The sequence below is a fragment of the Pseudodesulfovibrio sp. S3 genome (genome assembly GCF_004025585.1).
Classification (GTDB): domain Bacteria; phylum Desulfobacterota; class Desulfovibrionia; order Desulfovibrionales; family Desulfovibrionaceae; genus Pseudodesulfovibrio.
The window spans coordinates 1-13,745 of record NZ_QTZO01000023.1; the positions used below are offsets into that span (position 1 = coordinate 1).

The 13,745-nt window shown below is 58.8% G+C and carries 13 protein-coding genes; 6 read left to right on the forward strand and 7 right to left on the reverse strand.

What is annotated here, in order from left to right:
• Positions 1–266: 266 nt before the first annotated feature.
• From fetB to DWB63_RS15635, 3 genes are read right to left on the reverse strand one after another with little or no spacing between them, the layout of a single operon-like run.
• A complete protein-coding gene (gene fetB / locus DWB63_RS15625; RefSeq protein ID WP_128329796.1) occupies positions 267–1,049 on the reverse strand; it encodes an iron export ABC transporter permease subunit FetB in 783 nt (260 codons plus the stop codon).
• On the reverse strand, positions 1,046–1,708 hold the full coding sequence (locus DWB63_RS15630) for an ABC transporter ATP-binding protein (RefSeq protein ID WP_241648888.1): 663 nt from the start codon (positions 1,706–1,708) through the stop codon (positions 1,046–1,048). Before DWB63_RS15630 ends, fetB begins: the two co-directional genes overlap by 4 nt.
• A complete protein-coding gene (locus tag DWB63_RS15635; RefSeq protein WP_128329797.1) occupies positions 1,705–2,619 on the reverse strand; it encodes a tetratricopeptide repeat protein in 915 nt (304 codons plus the stop codon). The genes DWB63_RS15630 and DWB63_RS15635 overlap by 4 nt, the downstream gene beginning before the upstream one ends.
• A gap of 137 nt (positions 2,620–2,756) precedes the next feature.
• On the opposite strand from DWB63_RS15635, the gene DWB63_RS15640 reads away from it, so the two are divergent.
• The 4 genes from DWB63_RS15640 (at position 2,757) to DWB63_RS15655 (ending at position 7,518) form a co-directional block, all read left to right on the forward strand.
• A complete protein-coding gene (locus DWB63_RS15640; protein WP_128329798.1) occupies positions 2,757–3,317 on the forward strand; it encodes an XRE family transcriptional regulator in 561 nt (186 codons plus the stop codon).
• A gap of 9 nt (positions 3,318–3,326) precedes the next feature.
• Positions 3,327–4,967: an AMP-binding protein gene (locus DWB63_RS15645; RefSeq protein WP_128329799.1), complete on the forward strand. Its 1,641-nt coding sequence runs from the start codon at positions 3,327–3,329 to the stop codon at positions 4,965–4,967.
• 269 nt (positions 4,968–5,236) lie between these two features.
• Complete coding sequence (locus tag DWB63_RS15650) at positions 5,237–5,785, forward strand: XRE family transcriptional regulator (protein ID WP_128329800.1); 549 nt, start codon at positions 5,237–5,239, stop codon at positions 5,783–5,785.
• Positions 5,786–5,880: 95 nt separating this feature from the next.
• A complete protein-coding gene (locus DWB63_RS15655) occupies positions 5,881–7,518 on the forward strand; it encodes an AMP-binding protein (protein WP_128329801.1) in 1,638 nt (545 codons plus the stop codon).
• 143 nt (positions 7,519–7,661) lie between these two features.
• On the opposite strand, the gene bioB is transcribed toward DWB63_RS15655, so the two are convergent.
• The gene (bioB, locus tag DWB63_RS15660) at positions 7,662–8,633 is read right to left on the reverse strand and encodes a biotin synthase BioB (protein ID WP_128329802.1); all 972 of its coding nucleotides are present in this window, start codon (positions 8,631–8,633) and stop codon (positions 7,662–7,664) included.
• 141 nt (positions 8,634–8,774) lie between these two features.
• On the opposite strand from bioB, the gene bioA reads away from it, so the two are divergent.
• Both bioA and DWB63_RS15670 read left to right on the forward strand, forming a co-directional pair.
• Positions 8,775–10,772 carry an adenosylmethionine--8-amino-7-oxononanoate transaminase gene (bioA, locus tag DWB63_RS15665; RefSeq protein ID WP_128329803.1) on the forward strand — a complete coding sequence of 666 codons (1,998 nt, stop codon included), beginning with the start codon at positions 8,775–8,777 and terminating at the stop codon, positions 10,770–10,772.
• Positions 10,773–10,779: 7 nt separating this feature from the next.
• A complete protein-coding gene (locus DWB63_RS15670) occupies positions 10,780–12,120 on the forward strand; it encodes a sodium:solute symporter family protein (protein WP_128329804.1) in 1,341 nt (446 codons plus the stop codon).
• A gap of 179 nt (positions 12,121–12,299) precedes the next feature.
• Here the strand turns inward: DWB63_RS15670 and DWB63_RS15675 are convergent, their stop codons facing one another.
• The 3 genes from DWB63_RS15675 to DWB63_RS15685 are packed head-to-tail and all read right to left on the reverse strand — an operon-like array spanning position 12,300 to position 13,688.
• On the reverse strand, positions 12,300–12,548 hold the full coding sequence (locus tag DWB63_RS15675) for a hypothetical protein (RefSeq protein ID WP_128329805.1): 249 nt from the start codon (positions 12,546–12,548) through the stop codon (positions 12,300–12,302).
• Between the two features lie 12 nt (positions 12,549–12,560).
• The gene (locus tag DWB63_RS15680) at positions 12,561–13,031 is read right to left on the reverse strand and encodes a 23S rRNA (pseudouridine(1915)-N(3))-methyltransferase RlmH (protein ID WP_128329806.1); all 471 of its coding nucleotides are present in this window, start codon (positions 13,029–13,031) and stop codon (positions 12,561–12,563) included.
• Entirely contained in the window at positions 13,032–13,688 is a 657-nt protein-coding gene (locus DWB63_RS15685; RefSeq protein ID WP_128329807.1) for a metallophosphoesterase, read from the reverse strand. It abuts the gene before it with no gap.
• Between the last annotated feature and the right edge of the window lie 57 nt (positions 13,689–13,745).

Consider the following 13,745-nt stretch of genomic DNA (forward strand, 5'->3'; position numbering starts at 1 on the left):
GCCACCCCGAATCGATCAGCTTCTTGCCGCCGATCACCGGGCGGCCAAAATCCAAAGCCGCATTTTTTTGGTTCTTTTTTGGGGCGGCTCAGCCAAAAAAGAACCCCGCCGGGAGGGCAGAAAAAAAACATGGAGGAGCGATGAGCGACGGCTCTTCTTCAGACTTGCTGAAAGGGGAACACGCACACATCCGCGAAGAAGGACATGGAATGCCTTTGGGGCGGCAAGCCCCAAACAATGCCTCCCGCGGTAGAATCGGGGAGACGCTACCGCAGAAGCAATTGCTGCCCTTTCGAGAAACACCGCTTGCGGACCAGATTGGTCACAATCAAGGCCCCCAATGATGTTGAAGCAACCAACATCAGCATGACCACGATCTGGTAGCGGATGGCGATGAGCGGGTCGGTCCCCGAAAGGATTTGGCCGGTCATCATGCCGGGCAGCGAGACCAGCCCCACGGCCATGAGCGAGTTGATGGACGGGATCATGCCCGCGCGCACGGCGTTGCCGAGAATATCCTGGGACGCCTCGCGGAAGTCGGCACCCAAGGCGAGCTTCATTTCTACTTCGCCCCGGCGCGATTTCAGGTCCGAGAAGAGTCGTTCCAGGCAGATGGAAATGGCGGTCATGGAATTGCCTACGATCATGCCTGCCAGGGGGATGAAATATTGCGGTGTCCACCACGGCTTTGCACCCACGATCACACCGGTAACCATCATGGAGACCAGGGTGTAAGTGATGATCATGGAGAGGAAGGTGGGGATGACGAACGGCACGGACCGCTCCTTGACCCGCCCCCGAATGGTGTGCACGGCAGCGGCCACCATGAAGAGGAACATGAGCAGGACCAGCCAGATGAGCTTCAGTTCGAAGACGAATTTGAGCACGTAGCCCATGAGGAAGAGCTGGGCAAAGGTGCGGACCGTGCCGACGAGCAGGTCGCGTCCGAGGCCGAGCTTGTTGATCATGGAGGTGATGCCCGCCAGGAGCACGAAGCCGAGGCAGAGAACGAGTTGAAACGGGCCTATCTCGATGATGTGCGGGGTCATTGCAGGGCCAGCCCCTTGTCTGCGACCGTGACGGTATTGGTCACGCCTTTGGGAACGGTTTCAGAGTGGGAAATCATGATGACGGTCACATTGCTTTCGGCGAGTTCTCTTGTCTTGTCCAGAACCACGGCTGCGGACTTGGCGTCCAGGGATGCGGTGGGTTCGTCCAGAAGCACCACCTCGGGCGAGAGCAGCAGGCTGCGGATAAGGCAGATGCGTTGGGCCTGCCCCACTGACAGTTTGCACGCATTCGAATCAGGGGTGATGCCGGTGAGCAGGAAAGAATCAAGGTGATCGGTCAGTGTTCGGTCAGTGGGGCGGGGAAGCCCTGAATTTGCCTTGAAAGCGAAGGGCAGCAAGAGGTTGTCCCGAACGGTGCCGGTCAGCAGGGTGGGCATCTGTTGCACGTAAGCCACGCTGCGGCGCAGTTCGGCCGGGGGGATATCCGGCAACGGGCTGTCGTTGAAGGTGATGGTCCCGTCCTGGACTTCTTCCAGTCGGCAGAGCAGCCGGAGCAGGGTGGACTTGCCGGAACCGGACGGGCCGCGCACAAGATGATACTCCCCCTGCTTGAAGGTCAGGCTGGCGTTTTGCAGGATGGTGGGGCCGCCTGGGTAGGCGAAGCAGACCCGGTCAAGGGTGAGGCACATGGCCGTCATGTCTCCTCTTTGTCGAGGTACTCCAGAAATTTCCGAGCGACTTCCATGTCCGGGGCGAGTTCGAGGGCCTTGTTCAGGTTTTCCCGGCAGTCGTCCTTGTCGCCGCGTTCAAAATAGGCGCGGGCGATGTTGTAGTAGAGGTTCTCGTCGTCGTGAGTGATCTCCAGGGCGCGGTTATAGTAGTCCACGGCCTGGTCCGTGAGCTTGGATTTGCGCAGGTTGATGCCGAACTCGTTGAACAGGTGCTTGTGTTCCGGGGTGAAGGCCGCATCCAGGGTGACCACGCGCTCGAAGATGTCGGCTGCCTTTTCCGGCTCGCCCCTGGCCATGTAGGTCAAACCGAGGCCGAAATTGGCGCGCACGTTTTGCTCGTCGAAGTTGAGGGCCGCCTCGAATTCGAACTGGGCGGAATACAAGGCTCCCTGATCTCGTTGTTCCTCTGCCCGTTTCAGGGTGGAGTTGAGCTCCCGCATTTTCGGATAGACCTCGGCCTGGTAATACTCCAATTCCGGGCTGAACCGGCTGAGGAAGTCGGGCAGGGGCACCTCTTCCTTGGGGCCGGACGGGATATTGTGGTTGTTCAGCGGCTGAACCAGGACAATGCGGCCCCCCTTTGCATCCGGCGGCCCTTCTTCGGCGAACCAGAATGCTTTCTGAATGGCCTTGCGCTGGGTGGTGCCGGTGCCGACCTTGAGCATGGTCTGTGAAGAAAAGGCGCCGGAAATCTTTTCGATTTCGACGTCGGCAGGAATTTCGGCACGGATGGTCTGCCTGGCAGGCGGTGCCGGTTCCGGGCTTGTTTCTTCGGTGGGCCGCTTTTCGTCAGGGGTCACTTGGGTAGCCTCTTGTTCTTTGAAACAGTGGGAAAGATCAAGATACACCTGCCCATCGGCATTGGCAACAAATCTCATCCTCGGGGAGGAATGTTTTGCATGGTGGTGACAATCGGGGCCATATCCGATACAGGCAGGAGCGACGGACGTACCAATTACAATCCATAAACAGTCTACTGCTGCTACACATGTGCCAATGAGAACGGAGAAGAGCAATGAGTACAATCGGAAACAGAATCCGATCCTACCGGGAAAAACAGAAATTGACCATCGAGGACCTGGCAAACAGGACCACCCTGACCGAAGATTTTATCCGCGCCGTTGAAGATGAGGACATGTATCCTTCCCTGCGGCCCCTGGTGAAGTTGGCCCGTGCCTTGGGTGTGCGATTGGGAACCTTTTTGGATGACCACGTATCCAGCGATCCGCTGATCGTCCGTATGGCCGACCGCGAAGAAGAGCTGGTCATGCACCCCGGCGGCAAGGAAGCCGGTCTGAAATTCCATTCGCTGGGCAAGGGCAAGACCGATCGCCACATGGAGCCGTTCTTCATCGAATTGATGCCCGAGTCCGCCAGGGACGACACGCTCTCCTCCCATGAGGGAGAGGAGTTCATCGTCGTGCATTCCGGCAAGGTGCGTATCAAGTACGGTCAGGAACGGAAGGTGCTTGAACCGGGCGATTCCACCTATTTCAATTCCATAGTGCCGCACAACGTGGCCTGTGAAGGTAACGAGAAGGCCGAAATTTACGCCGTCCTCTACTTCCCGGAATAGGCGGTGGTCATGAGTGCACTTCGAGAAATCACCCTCGGCCAGTTGTTGAGGGAGACGGCGCAAAAGTATCCCGACCAGGAAGCCGTGGTCTACGTGGACCGCAACTTTCGTCTGACATACAAAGAATTCGATGAACTGACGGACACCATCGCCAAAGGCCTCATGGGCCTGGGCGTGCAGAAGGGCGAAAAGGTCGCCCTCTGGGCGAACAACGTCCCCTATTGGGTGGCGCTTCAGTTCGCAACGGCCAAGATCGGGGCCATACTGCTCACGGTCAACACCCACTATCGGTCACACGAGGTGGAATACCTGCTCAAGCATTCCGAGAGCGAGAACCTGTTCATCATCGGCCAGTACCGCGATCACGATTATCTGACCACCACCTATGAACAGATCCCGGAACTGCGCACCCAGGAACGCGGCCAGCTCAAGACCGATAAGTTTCCCCATCTGAAACGGGTTTTCTATCTGGGCCATGAGAAGCACCGGGGCATGTATTCCATCCCCGAACTGCAGGCCATGGCGGCCATGGTGTCAGACGAGGACTACGCACAGCGTCAGGCCTCCCTTGACCCGCATGATGTGGTCAACATGCAGTATACCTCCGGGACCACGGGGTTCCCCAAGGGCGTGCAGCTGACCCACTACAATATCGGCAACAACGGTTACTGGATCGGAAAGAACCAGAACTTCCGGGCCGGGGACAGGCTCTGTCTCACCGTGCCGCTCTTCCATTGCTTCGGCTGCGTGCTCGGCGTGCTGGCCTGCGTCAATCATGGCGTGACCATGGTCATCAAGGAGGATTTCGTGCCTCTGGATGTCATGGCGGCCATCGACGTGGAAAAATGTACCGCCGTGTACGGCGTGCCCACCATGTACATCGCCATGCTCGACCATCCGTTGTTCGAGCGCTTCGACTATTCCTCCCTGCGCACCGGCATCATGGCCGGTTCGCCTTGTCCCGTGGAGGTCATGAAGCGGGTCATCGACAAGATGAACATGCGCGAGATCACCATCTGCTACGGCCTGACCGAGTCCTCTCCCGTCATGAGCCAGACCGTGGTAGGCGATTCCCTGAAACACATGACCGAGACCGTGGGCCGGGCCATGCCCGAAGTGGAGGTCCGGATCGTTGACCCCGAAACCAACGAGGAATGTGCTCCTGGCATTCAGGGCGAGGTCTGCTGCCGGGGGTACAACGTCATGAAGGGCTACTACAATAACGAGAAGGCCACAGCCGCGGCCATCGACAACGAGGGCTGGCTCCATTCGGGCGATCTCGGCGTCATGGACGAGGACGGTTACCTGTCCATCACAGGCCGCCTCAAGGACATGATCATCCGGGGCGGCGAGAATATCTATCCGCGGGAGATCGAGGAGTTCCTCTACTCCATGGAAGGTATCCTGGATGTGCAGGTGGCGGGTGTTCCCAGCGGAAAATTCGGCGAGGAAGTCGGGGCGTTCGTCATCCGCAAGGAAGGCGTGGACCTGGAACCGGAAGACGTCATCGACTACTGTCGCGGCAAGATTGCCCGGTACAAGATTCCCAAGTACGTCACCTTTGTGACCGATTATCCCATGACCGCCTCGGGCAAGATCCAGAAATATAAATTGCGCGACCTGGCCGCCCAACTGTGGCCGGACGCGTAGGGTTATGATGTATGAATCCGGGGGAAACCTCTTGAAAGAGGTTTCCCCCGGTCCCCCTTCCAGGACTTTTTGGCGCGCCGCAATGGTAGGTTGGTTGGGGTGAACAGGTGAGATGGCGGCGCATTGTGACAGAACAGGTGTTTTTTTGCTCCTTTATGGATAAATTCCCGCGCCGAAACGGCGCGGCGACAAAAAGTTTCGGAGATTCTTAAGAACCCTTTTCAAAGGGCTCTTAAGCCGCCGGAGGCATTTCTTCCAGGAGGTATGAAGTGGAACAGTACAAGGAAATCGCGCCTCGTTTGACAGGCGTTCGTGAAGGCGTCGGCTGGACTCCCAAGGAAATGGCCGACCTGCTCGGCGTGTCCGAGAACAAGGTCGTGGCCTATGAATCCGGCACGGTCGAGATTCCGGTCGGGTATATGCTGGATGTGTCGCGGCTTTGCCGTGTCGATCTGACCACGCTCATTTCAGGGCGCGAGCCGCATCTGAAGTCCTACTCCCTGGTGCGCAAGGACGAGGGGTTTGCCGTGGACCGGCGCAAGGATTACGACTACAAATCCCTGGGCTACAAGTTTGCCGGGCGCGAGATGGAGCCGTTTCTGATCACGGTCCCGCCCAAGTCCGCCGACGAGATGGTCGCAACCTCCCACCGTGGGCAGGAATTCATGTACGTGCTGGAAGGCCGTCTTGAGGTCCGCATGGACGGCGAACCCATCATTGTCGAGGTCGGCGATTCCCTCTATTTCAACTCGGAAACCCCCCACGCCCTGCGCGGTCTGGACGGCAAGCCGGTTCGTTTTCTCGATGTGATTCTTTAGGGCTGGTCGGATTTTACGGCCCGCCCGGAACAAGTTTGCGATTTTTGGTTGCGGAAAAAATCTCGAAAATTGATCTGAATCACGGAGAAAGAAGCATGTTTACCAAGGAAGAATACGCCAGCTACGAAAAGCTGTGCGCCAAATATACGCCGGAATGCCCTGATAATTTCAACTTTGCCTTTGACGTTCTGGACGCGCTGGAGCCTGCAAAGACCGCGTTGATCCACGTTGACGACGCCGGGGTTCGCCGCGAATTCGATTTCGGTTTTTTCCAGAAGACGTCCTGCCGCCTGGCCAATGCGCTGGTCAAAAAGGGCGTCAGGAAGGGCGATCGGGTCATGCTGGTGGTCTATCGTCGCATGGAATACTGGACGACCATGCTCGCCCTGCACCGCATCGGTGCGTTGCCCATTCCGTCCCCTTCGCTGCTGACCAAGAAGGACATCTCCCAGCGGGTGAACTATGCGGGCATCTCCGCCATCATCTGCGAGGATAGCATTGTCGAGCGCGTGGACGAGGCCAAGGGGGAATGCCCCGGCTTGAAGCTGTTCGTGCAGATCGACGGCAAGACCAATGACGGCTGGCTCGATTATGAGGAACTCATGGCCACCGGCGACGCCGCCTTCCCGCGCACTTCGGATTCTCCGGGCGGCGACGACCCCATGGTCATATTCTTTTCCTCCGGCACCACCGGCCTGCCCAAGATGGTGATGCACAATTACAAGTACGCAGCGTCCCATTACACCACGGGCGCCCTGTGGCACGATCTTGAGGACGGGGACGTGCACCTGACCGTGTCCGATACGGGTTGGGGCAAGTCTGTCTGGGGCAAGTTCTACGGCCAGTGGATGGCCGGGGCCATCGTGTTCGTATGGGATTTCCGGGGCAAGTTCGACCCGGCCGCCCTGCTCAAGATCGTGGCGGAGAACGGGATCACCACCTTCTGCGCACCTCCCACGATTTATCGCTTTCTGGTGCGGGAGGATCTCTCCAAGTATGACCTTTCCGCGCTCAGGCACTGCACCACGGCGGGCGAGCTCCTGAACGATTCTGTCTTTCTCGCCTGGGAAAAAGCCTTCAACATGCCCATCTATGAGGGATACGGCCAGACCGAGACCACCTTGCAGGTGGCCACCTTCAAGTTCATGACGCCCAAGCCCGGTTCCATCGGCAAGCCTGTGCCCGGTTGGGATATCGCGCTCATGGACGAGGAGGGCAACAAGGTTCCCCAGGGCGAAGAGGGTGAAATCTGCATCCGCATTGACAAGCCCGTGATGGGGCTGTTCGATTCCTACATGGACGAGCCGGAAAAGACCGCATCCGTCAAGTTCGACGGCTGGTATCATACCGGCGACAAGGCCTGGGCCGATGAGGACGGGTATCTCTGGTTCATGGGCCGGACCGACGACCTGATCAAATCATCGGGCTACCGCATCGGACCCTTTGAGGTGGAATCAGCCCTGGTGGCCCACGATGCGGTCATCGAAGCCGCTGTCACCGGTCTGCCCGACGAGGTGCGCGGCCAACTGGTCAAGGCCACTGTCGTGCTCGCGCCCGGCTACGAAGGCAACGAGAAGCTGACCAAGGAACTCCAGGCCTTTGTGCGCGAACTGACCGCGCCCTACAAGTATCCCCGGGTCATCGACTACGTTTCTGAGTTGCCCAAGACCATTTCGGGCAAGATCAAACGCAAGGAAATCCGCGAGGCGGATTTGGCCAAGCTGGTCAATTAGACGTCTCCATTGGCCGGGGCCGGGGCAATCCTATGGGATGCCCGCCACCCTGGTGTGTCGCTTGAAGACTGTAAACGGGTTGTGCCCATCGGGGCGCAACCCGTTTTTTCGGGGTGTGATTGGCCGGGTGAAAAGGCGTGAGGTTACGAGGAAACGACCAGTCCCGCCGTGCTGATGTCCGTCAGGTCGGAAGCGGCATCACCGCCCTTGGTGGTCAGATAGTTGCCCACCATGAGGCCGCTGGTCCCGGCCTTCAGAAGCTCTGCCTTTCTTGCTTTTCCGAAGACCGTGAGTCGTCCCCCGCAGATGCGTAACGCCCTGTCCGGGAGCAGAAAGCGATAGAGCGCAACGATCTTGAGGGCCTCCTCAGGCTTCAGAATCGGTTGGTCCTGGAGCGGCGTCCCCGGAATGGGGTGCAGGAAGTTCATGGGTACCGAAGGGACGCCAAGCTCTGCGAGGAGCAGGGCCAGCTCCACGCGATCGTCCCAGCTTTCGCCGATGCCGAAAATCCCGCCGGAACAGACGTACAGTCCGGCATCAAGCCCGGCGCGCACGGCGCGCACGTCTTCATCGTAGGTATGCGTGGTGCACATCTTCGGAAAGAAGCTTGCGGATGTCTCCAGGTTGTGATGGTACCCTTGAAGACCTGATTTCTTCAATGCAACGAGTTGCGGCCGGTCCAGAATCCCGGGCGAGATGTCAGGGGACAAACCCATATCAGCCAGGAGTTTTATGCCCCTGGCGAATCCGAGCAAATCGGCCTCGCCGACCCGTTTGCCGCTTGCGACAACACCGAATCGGGTTACCCCGTGTTTGCGGGCCGCTGCCCCGGCCGCGGCAATCTCTTCCGCGGGGAGCAAGGGGTATTCCGGGCTGTCCGTTTTGTGGAAACCGGATTGGGCGCAAAAGGAGCAATTCTCGGAGCAGGTGCCGGACTTTGCGTTGACAATGGCACACAATGAGACCTGGCCGCCGAAATGCGTTTTGCGAATAGTGTGTGCACATTCAAGCAACTCCCCCAGTCGTTCGGCGGGCAGTTCAAGAATATAGTGTATGTCGGAATCGGAGAGGCGTTTACCTGCAAGGATTTTTTGCTGTGCGATTTTCAAACTCATGGGCGTGATCCAAGCATAGGAGCCAGGGAGAGTCCAGCGACAAATCAGGGTCCGGGCTGTTCTTTCACATGTTTGCCTTTCGGGAATTTTGTCGCTAAGAACTCCGAACATTCATCCTTAAATTCTCCCCAAAAAGGTACCATGAAAGGATATTTCATTACCGGCACTGACACCGGTGTCGGCAAGACATGTGTTTGCGCAGGGCTTCTGCGGGCCCTTGCCGATGCGGGGCATAAGGCGCTGGCCGTCAAGCCGGTGCAGACCGGATGCGTGGAAAAGAACAACGTTCTGGTCGCGGAAGACGTGTTGGAATACGCCCGTTTGAACGTCCCCCATTTTCCGGGCGGATACCCTGACGCGTGTTGCCGAAAGTATGTTCCGGCCTGCTCTCCCCACCTGGCGGCGAAGCGCGCGGGAGACTCGCTGGTCCTCGATCAGTTGGTTCAGGAAATATGCAACAAGGGGCGGAACCACGACCTGATTCTCGTGGAGGGTGCGGGAGGCGTTGCGGTTCCCCTCAATGACGGGCAGACCATGCTCGACCTGATGCACCGTCTTTTCCTGCCGGTCATCATCGTGGCCGACAACAGGCTCGGCATGATCAACCACACGCTGATGACCATTGAAGCCGTGCGCAACCGTGGTTTGAACGTGGCCGGAGTCGTGGTGACCAACACCAGCCCTTCCCGGGGTGGAGACCTGGCGCTGCGGGCCGACAACATTGCGGCCATTGCACGTCATGGGGATGTCGCGGTCCTGGCGGACATTCCGTTTGCGGCAGACCAAGGGGAACGCGACCGGCAAGTGGTCTGCCTTTTGGCCCAAGCCGTGGACAGGTTGCCCTCTGTTTTTAAATCAACGAACGAGGACTTGGCGTTCGACCGCGACCATTTGTGGCACCCGTATACTTCAGCCACCAATCCCCTGCCCACGGTCAAGGTCCGGTCTGCCCACGGAACGCGCATCGTTCTTGATGACGGCAGTGAGTTGATTGACGGCATGGCCTCGTGGTGGTGCGCCATTCATGGATACGGGCATCCTGAGCTGGAACGGGCCATGCGCAGCCAGATCGGGCGCATGAGTCATGTCATGTTCGGGGGGCTGACCCACGAGCCGGCTGTGGAGCTGGGGCGCAGGCTGGTGGGGATGACGCCGGAGGGGCTCGACCATGTGTTCTTGGCAGACTCCGGCTCCGTGAGTGTCGAGGTCGCCATCAAAATGGCCATGCAATACATGCAGGCAAACGGGCAGTCGGGTCGAACCCGGCTGCTTACCGTGCGGGGCGGGTATCACGGCGACACCTGCGGGGCCATGTCCGTTTGTGATCCCCATGGCGGAATGCACCATGTGTTTTCCAACCTGCTGCCCAAACAGGTTTTTGCCCCCCGGCCTGACTGCCGCTTTGACCAGCCGTTCGACCCCGGCTCTCTTCAGGAGATCACGCGTCTGCTGGAAAAACACAGCCACGAAGTGGCCGCGATCATCATCGAGCCGATCGTCCAGGGTGCGGGCGGTATGCATTTTTACCACCCGGAATACCTGCGCGCCCTCCGGGGTCTGGCCGATAGGCACGGGGTCCTGCTCATCGCTGATGAAATCGCCACCGGGTTCGGGCGTACCGGCAAGCTGTTCGGATGCGATTGGGCGGGCATTGCGCCGGATATCATGTGCGTGGGAAAAGCCCTGTCCGGCGGCACCATGACCATTGCCGCGACCCTGTCCACCAGCGAGGTGGCCCGTACCGTCTCTGCTGACGGCGGCGTTCTCATGCACGGTCCCACGTTCATGGGCAACCCCCTGGCCTGCGCCGTATCCGTTGCCAGCCTTGATCTGCTTGCGCGATCAGACTGGCAGTCGCGGGTGGGCAACATTGAAATGTGGCTGAACAAGGCGCTTCTCTCGTGCCGCGACCTGCCCGGCGTAGCCGACGTGCGCACCCTGGGGGCCATTGGTGTCGTGGAAATGTGCGCCCCGGTGAACGTCACGCGCCTGCAGGAGTTCTTTGTCAGAAACGGCGTGTGGCTTCGCCCCTTTGGCAAGCTCATTTACATGATGCCGCCATACAGTATTTCCGAAGAAGAAATCGTCCATATCGGCAGTGTTGTGGCCCAGGCCATCGATCAAACTACGAATAAATGAGAAAAGAATGGTCCTTCTTGTAATCTATTGTCTCCTTTTCATTGCCATTGGCGTGTATGAATTCGTTCAGCGCAAGGATTTTGAAGAGTTTGTGGTGGCCGGACGCCGGTACGGCGCGACAGTCATCAGCATTTCCATAGTTGCCTCCTGTGTGGGGGCTTCGGCGACCATCGGCATGACCGGGCTGGCGTATTCCGTCGGCACTCCCGCCATCTGGTGGCTTGGGTCCGGTGCGATCGGTCTGGTGGTCCTCGGAGTTGTTTTTGCAAACAAGGTTCGCAACAGCAACGTGTACAGCCTGCCTGACATGGCCGAGCGGTATATCTCTTTGGCGGCTCGCCGGATCATGGCGCTCGTCATCATTCCGGCATGGGCCTCCATCCTTGCCGCACAGTATATTGCGGCTGCCAAGGTCACGGTATCCATCTCGGGCATGGAGTACCAGACAGCACTCATCGCCTGCGCCGTGTTCATCTCCGGGTATACTGCGTTGGGCGGCCAGAACTCGATTCTCAAGAGTGATGTGGTGCAATTCGCCATTGTTGCCGTGGGACTGCTCTTTGCTCTCTATTTCGTGGGGAATGCCTCGTCGGTGTCCCTGTCCGACATCCCGCTCCAGTTCACCAATGAAGCCTTCCCGCTCTCCAAATGGAGCTACTTCATGCTCATCGTCGGCGGCAGTTACGTGATCTGCCCCATGCTGTTCGGCCGCCTGTTCACCGCGCGAGACGCAGTGCAGGCCAAACGGGGAGCGCTTTGCGGTGCCGTGGGAATCGCTCTTTGTGCCGTTGTCATCGTCTGCATCGGACTCTATGCCCGCGGACTTGCCCCTGCCGGGACAAATACGGACTCGATACTGACACAGGTGGTCCCCTCGGCCATGCCGGGATGGGCCGGAACACTCCTGCTTTTCGCCCTGCTGTCGACCATCATTTCCTCAGCGGACTCCTGCCTCATCACAGCCGCCACGGTCCTCGAACACGATCTCATCGGCGGCACCAATCTGGTTCGCTGCCGCTTGCTCATGGCGGTCATCGGCATCGGTGCCCTAGCCATCGCCAACTCCGGCGGCTCCATTCTTTCCCTGTTGCTCGCGGCAAACGATATCTATGTCTGCGGCGTTGTCGCGCCCCTGGGAGTGGCGATCCTTGCTCACGGCAAGCGGGTCGTCAATGCCCGTGTCATGTTGAGCGCCATCGTTCTCGGCGGGCTGTGCGGTCTTGTGGCCGCCATCACGGAACAGAAGGATTTCAGTTATATCGGCGTTGCCCTCTCCCTGGCGCTTTCCCTCCTGGCCCTGGTTCGATTGGGCGGTCTGCACGGCCCGGAATCACTCAAGCGCGTATAGCACCGCCTTGCGTGCAGAAGCGGCTCTGTTGAAGTCTGCTCCGGGATTGTCAAAAAAGATCTGGGCCGCCGATAGTCAAAAGAAAAGCCCTGCCGTGTCAGAAGGCACGGCAGGGCTTGCATTTTTGAATAAGCGGGGAAACTGTGCTGAAAAGGCGTTCCCTCTCTTGTGGTGCTCCGCTATTTTTCCTCGTTCTCTTCGGCAGCTTCGGCTTTGGCCGCCCCTTCCTCATTGGTCAGGGATGCATACGCGTCCTTGAAGATCAGCTTGGTGGCCAGTTCGTCGGCCTGTTCGCCCAGTTCCATGAGGTGTTCGAGAAAGTCGATGATGAGCATGCGGCGTTCTTCCTCGCCGTTCTCGAATTCGAATTTGCAGTCGCCGGACTCGAAATAGTTGGCCACGCGTTCCAGGTAGGCGATATCAAGCATGAGAACTCTCCTTTAATCGTGGTGATAGGGCATGTTTTTATGGATGGTCCCGGCGCGGTAGAGTTGTTCCAGGAGCAGCAGCCGGGCCAGTTCGTGGGGCAGGGTCATATCGCTGAGGCGGATGGAATGGCGGGCGGCCTGCTTGATCTCGTCGGACAGGCCAAAGGGACCGCCGATGACGAATACGGGCCGCTGGTTGGGCGCGTCGGTCCATTTCTGGACCTTTTCCGCCAGCGACCGGGAGGTCAGCCGTTCGCCGAATTCATCCAGGATGATCAGGATGTCGCCCGGTTTGACCTTGGAAAGGATGCGTTCGCCCTCGACCTTGTTTTTATCTGCCGGGGGCAGTTTGCCGGGCGCGTCCTTGATGACGGACTCTTCGAGCTGGAAGAACCGGGAAAGCTTTTTCCAGTAATGGGCGCACCCGTCCCTGGAAAACGGCTCCTTGAGCTTGCCCACCCATATGAAGCCGATCTTGCTCATCTAAACGCTTTCGAGTGTTGCAGTTACGGTGTGGCCGTCAAAGTCGATGCGCACGTATCCGCCCCCGGCCAACATGCCGGGGTTGATGACCGGGGTGTTGCCGAGCATGTCTGTTCCTGTGGATTCGTGGATGTGGCCGGTGATGGCCACGGCGGGCTGCACCCGTTCGATGAAGGCGCGCACTGCCGGGCTGCCCACGTGCTGGCCGTTGGAGAGTCGGTCCACGGCCGTGTCGATGGGCGGTTCATGGATGACGCATATCAGGGTGTCGAAAGCCTCTGCCAGAATGTAGGTTTCTTCGAGGAGGCTGCCGAGCATTTCTTCGGAAATTTCGTTTGGTGTCGCAAAGGGCGTGGGCGTGGACAGGCCGACCCCCATGAGGCCGAGTCCCGGTGCCAGCTCCCGGACCTGTAGATGGATGTCCATGTGTTTTTCCTGAAGATAGGCCTGGACCACGTCGGTGTCCATGTTCCCGGGCTGGGCCATGATGCACGGATTGATCCGGGCCACGGCCTCGATCACCCGGTTGGCCGCTTCCCGGCTGCCCCGGTTGGTGATGTCGCCGGTAATGATCACGCCGTCGGCATCGTCCAGTCCCGGAATGGAGTCCAGAAGGTCGATGCTCTCATGTATGTCGCCGAATGCTATCCAGTACATATGCAGTTACTCCTGAAAAAAACTGGCATGACCCTACCGTCGAGTCATGCCTTCGTC

What these genes read in the sequence shown, in the direction of transcription:
- DWB63_RS15630 (WP_241648888.1), bottom strand. Translation starts at nt 1,708, where the DNA reads ATGACGGCCATGTGCCTCACCCTTGACCGGGTCTGCTTCGCCTACCCA.
- DWB63_RS15685 (WP_128329807.1), bottom strand. Translation starts at nt 13,688, where the DNA reads ATGTACTGGATAGCATTCGGCGACATACATGAGAGCATCGACCTTCTG.
- DWB63_RS15645 (WP_128329799.1), top strand. Translation starts at nt 3,327, where the DNA reads ATGAGTGCACTTCGAGAAATCACCCTCGGCCAGTTGTTGAGGGAGACG.
- DWB63_RS15675 (WP_128329805.1), bottom strand. Translation starts at nt 12,548, where the DNA reads ATGCTTGATATCGCCTACCTGGAACGCGTGGCCAACTATTTCGAGTCC.
- bioB (WP_128329802.1), bottom strand. Translation starts at nt 8,633, where the DNA reads ATGAGTTTGAAAATCGCACAGCAAAAAATCCTTGCAGGTAAACGCCTC.
- DWB63_RS15635 (WP_128329797.1), bottom strand. Translation starts at nt 2,619, where the DNA reads ATGAGATTTGTTGCCAATGCCGATGGGCAGGTGTATCTTGATCTTTCC.
- DWB63_RS15655 (WP_128329801.1), top strand. Translation starts at nt 5,881, where the DNA reads ATGTTTACCAAGGAAGAATACGCCAGCTACGAAAAGCTGTGCGCCAAA.
- DWB63_RS15640 (WP_128329798.1), top strand. Translation starts at nt 2,757, where the DNA reads ATGAGTACAATCGGAAACAGAATCCGATCCTACCGGGAAAAACAGAAA.
- bioA (WP_128329803.1), top strand. Translation starts at nt 8,775, where the DNA reads ATGAAAGGATATTTCATTACCGGCACTGACACCGGTGTCGGCAAGACA.
- DWB63_RS15670 (WP_128329804.1), top strand. Translation starts at nt 10,780, where the DNA reads ATGGTCCTTCTTGTAATCTATTGTCTCCTTTTCATTGCCATTGGCGTG.
- DWB63_RS15680 (WP_128329806.1), bottom strand. Translation starts at nt 13,031, where the DNA reads ATGAGCAAGATCGGCTTCATATGGGTGGGCAAGCTCAAGGAGCCGTTT.
- fetB (WP_128329796.1), bottom strand. Translation starts at nt 1,049, where the DNA reads ATGACCCCGCACATCATCGAGATAGGCCCGTTTCAACTCGTTCTCTGC.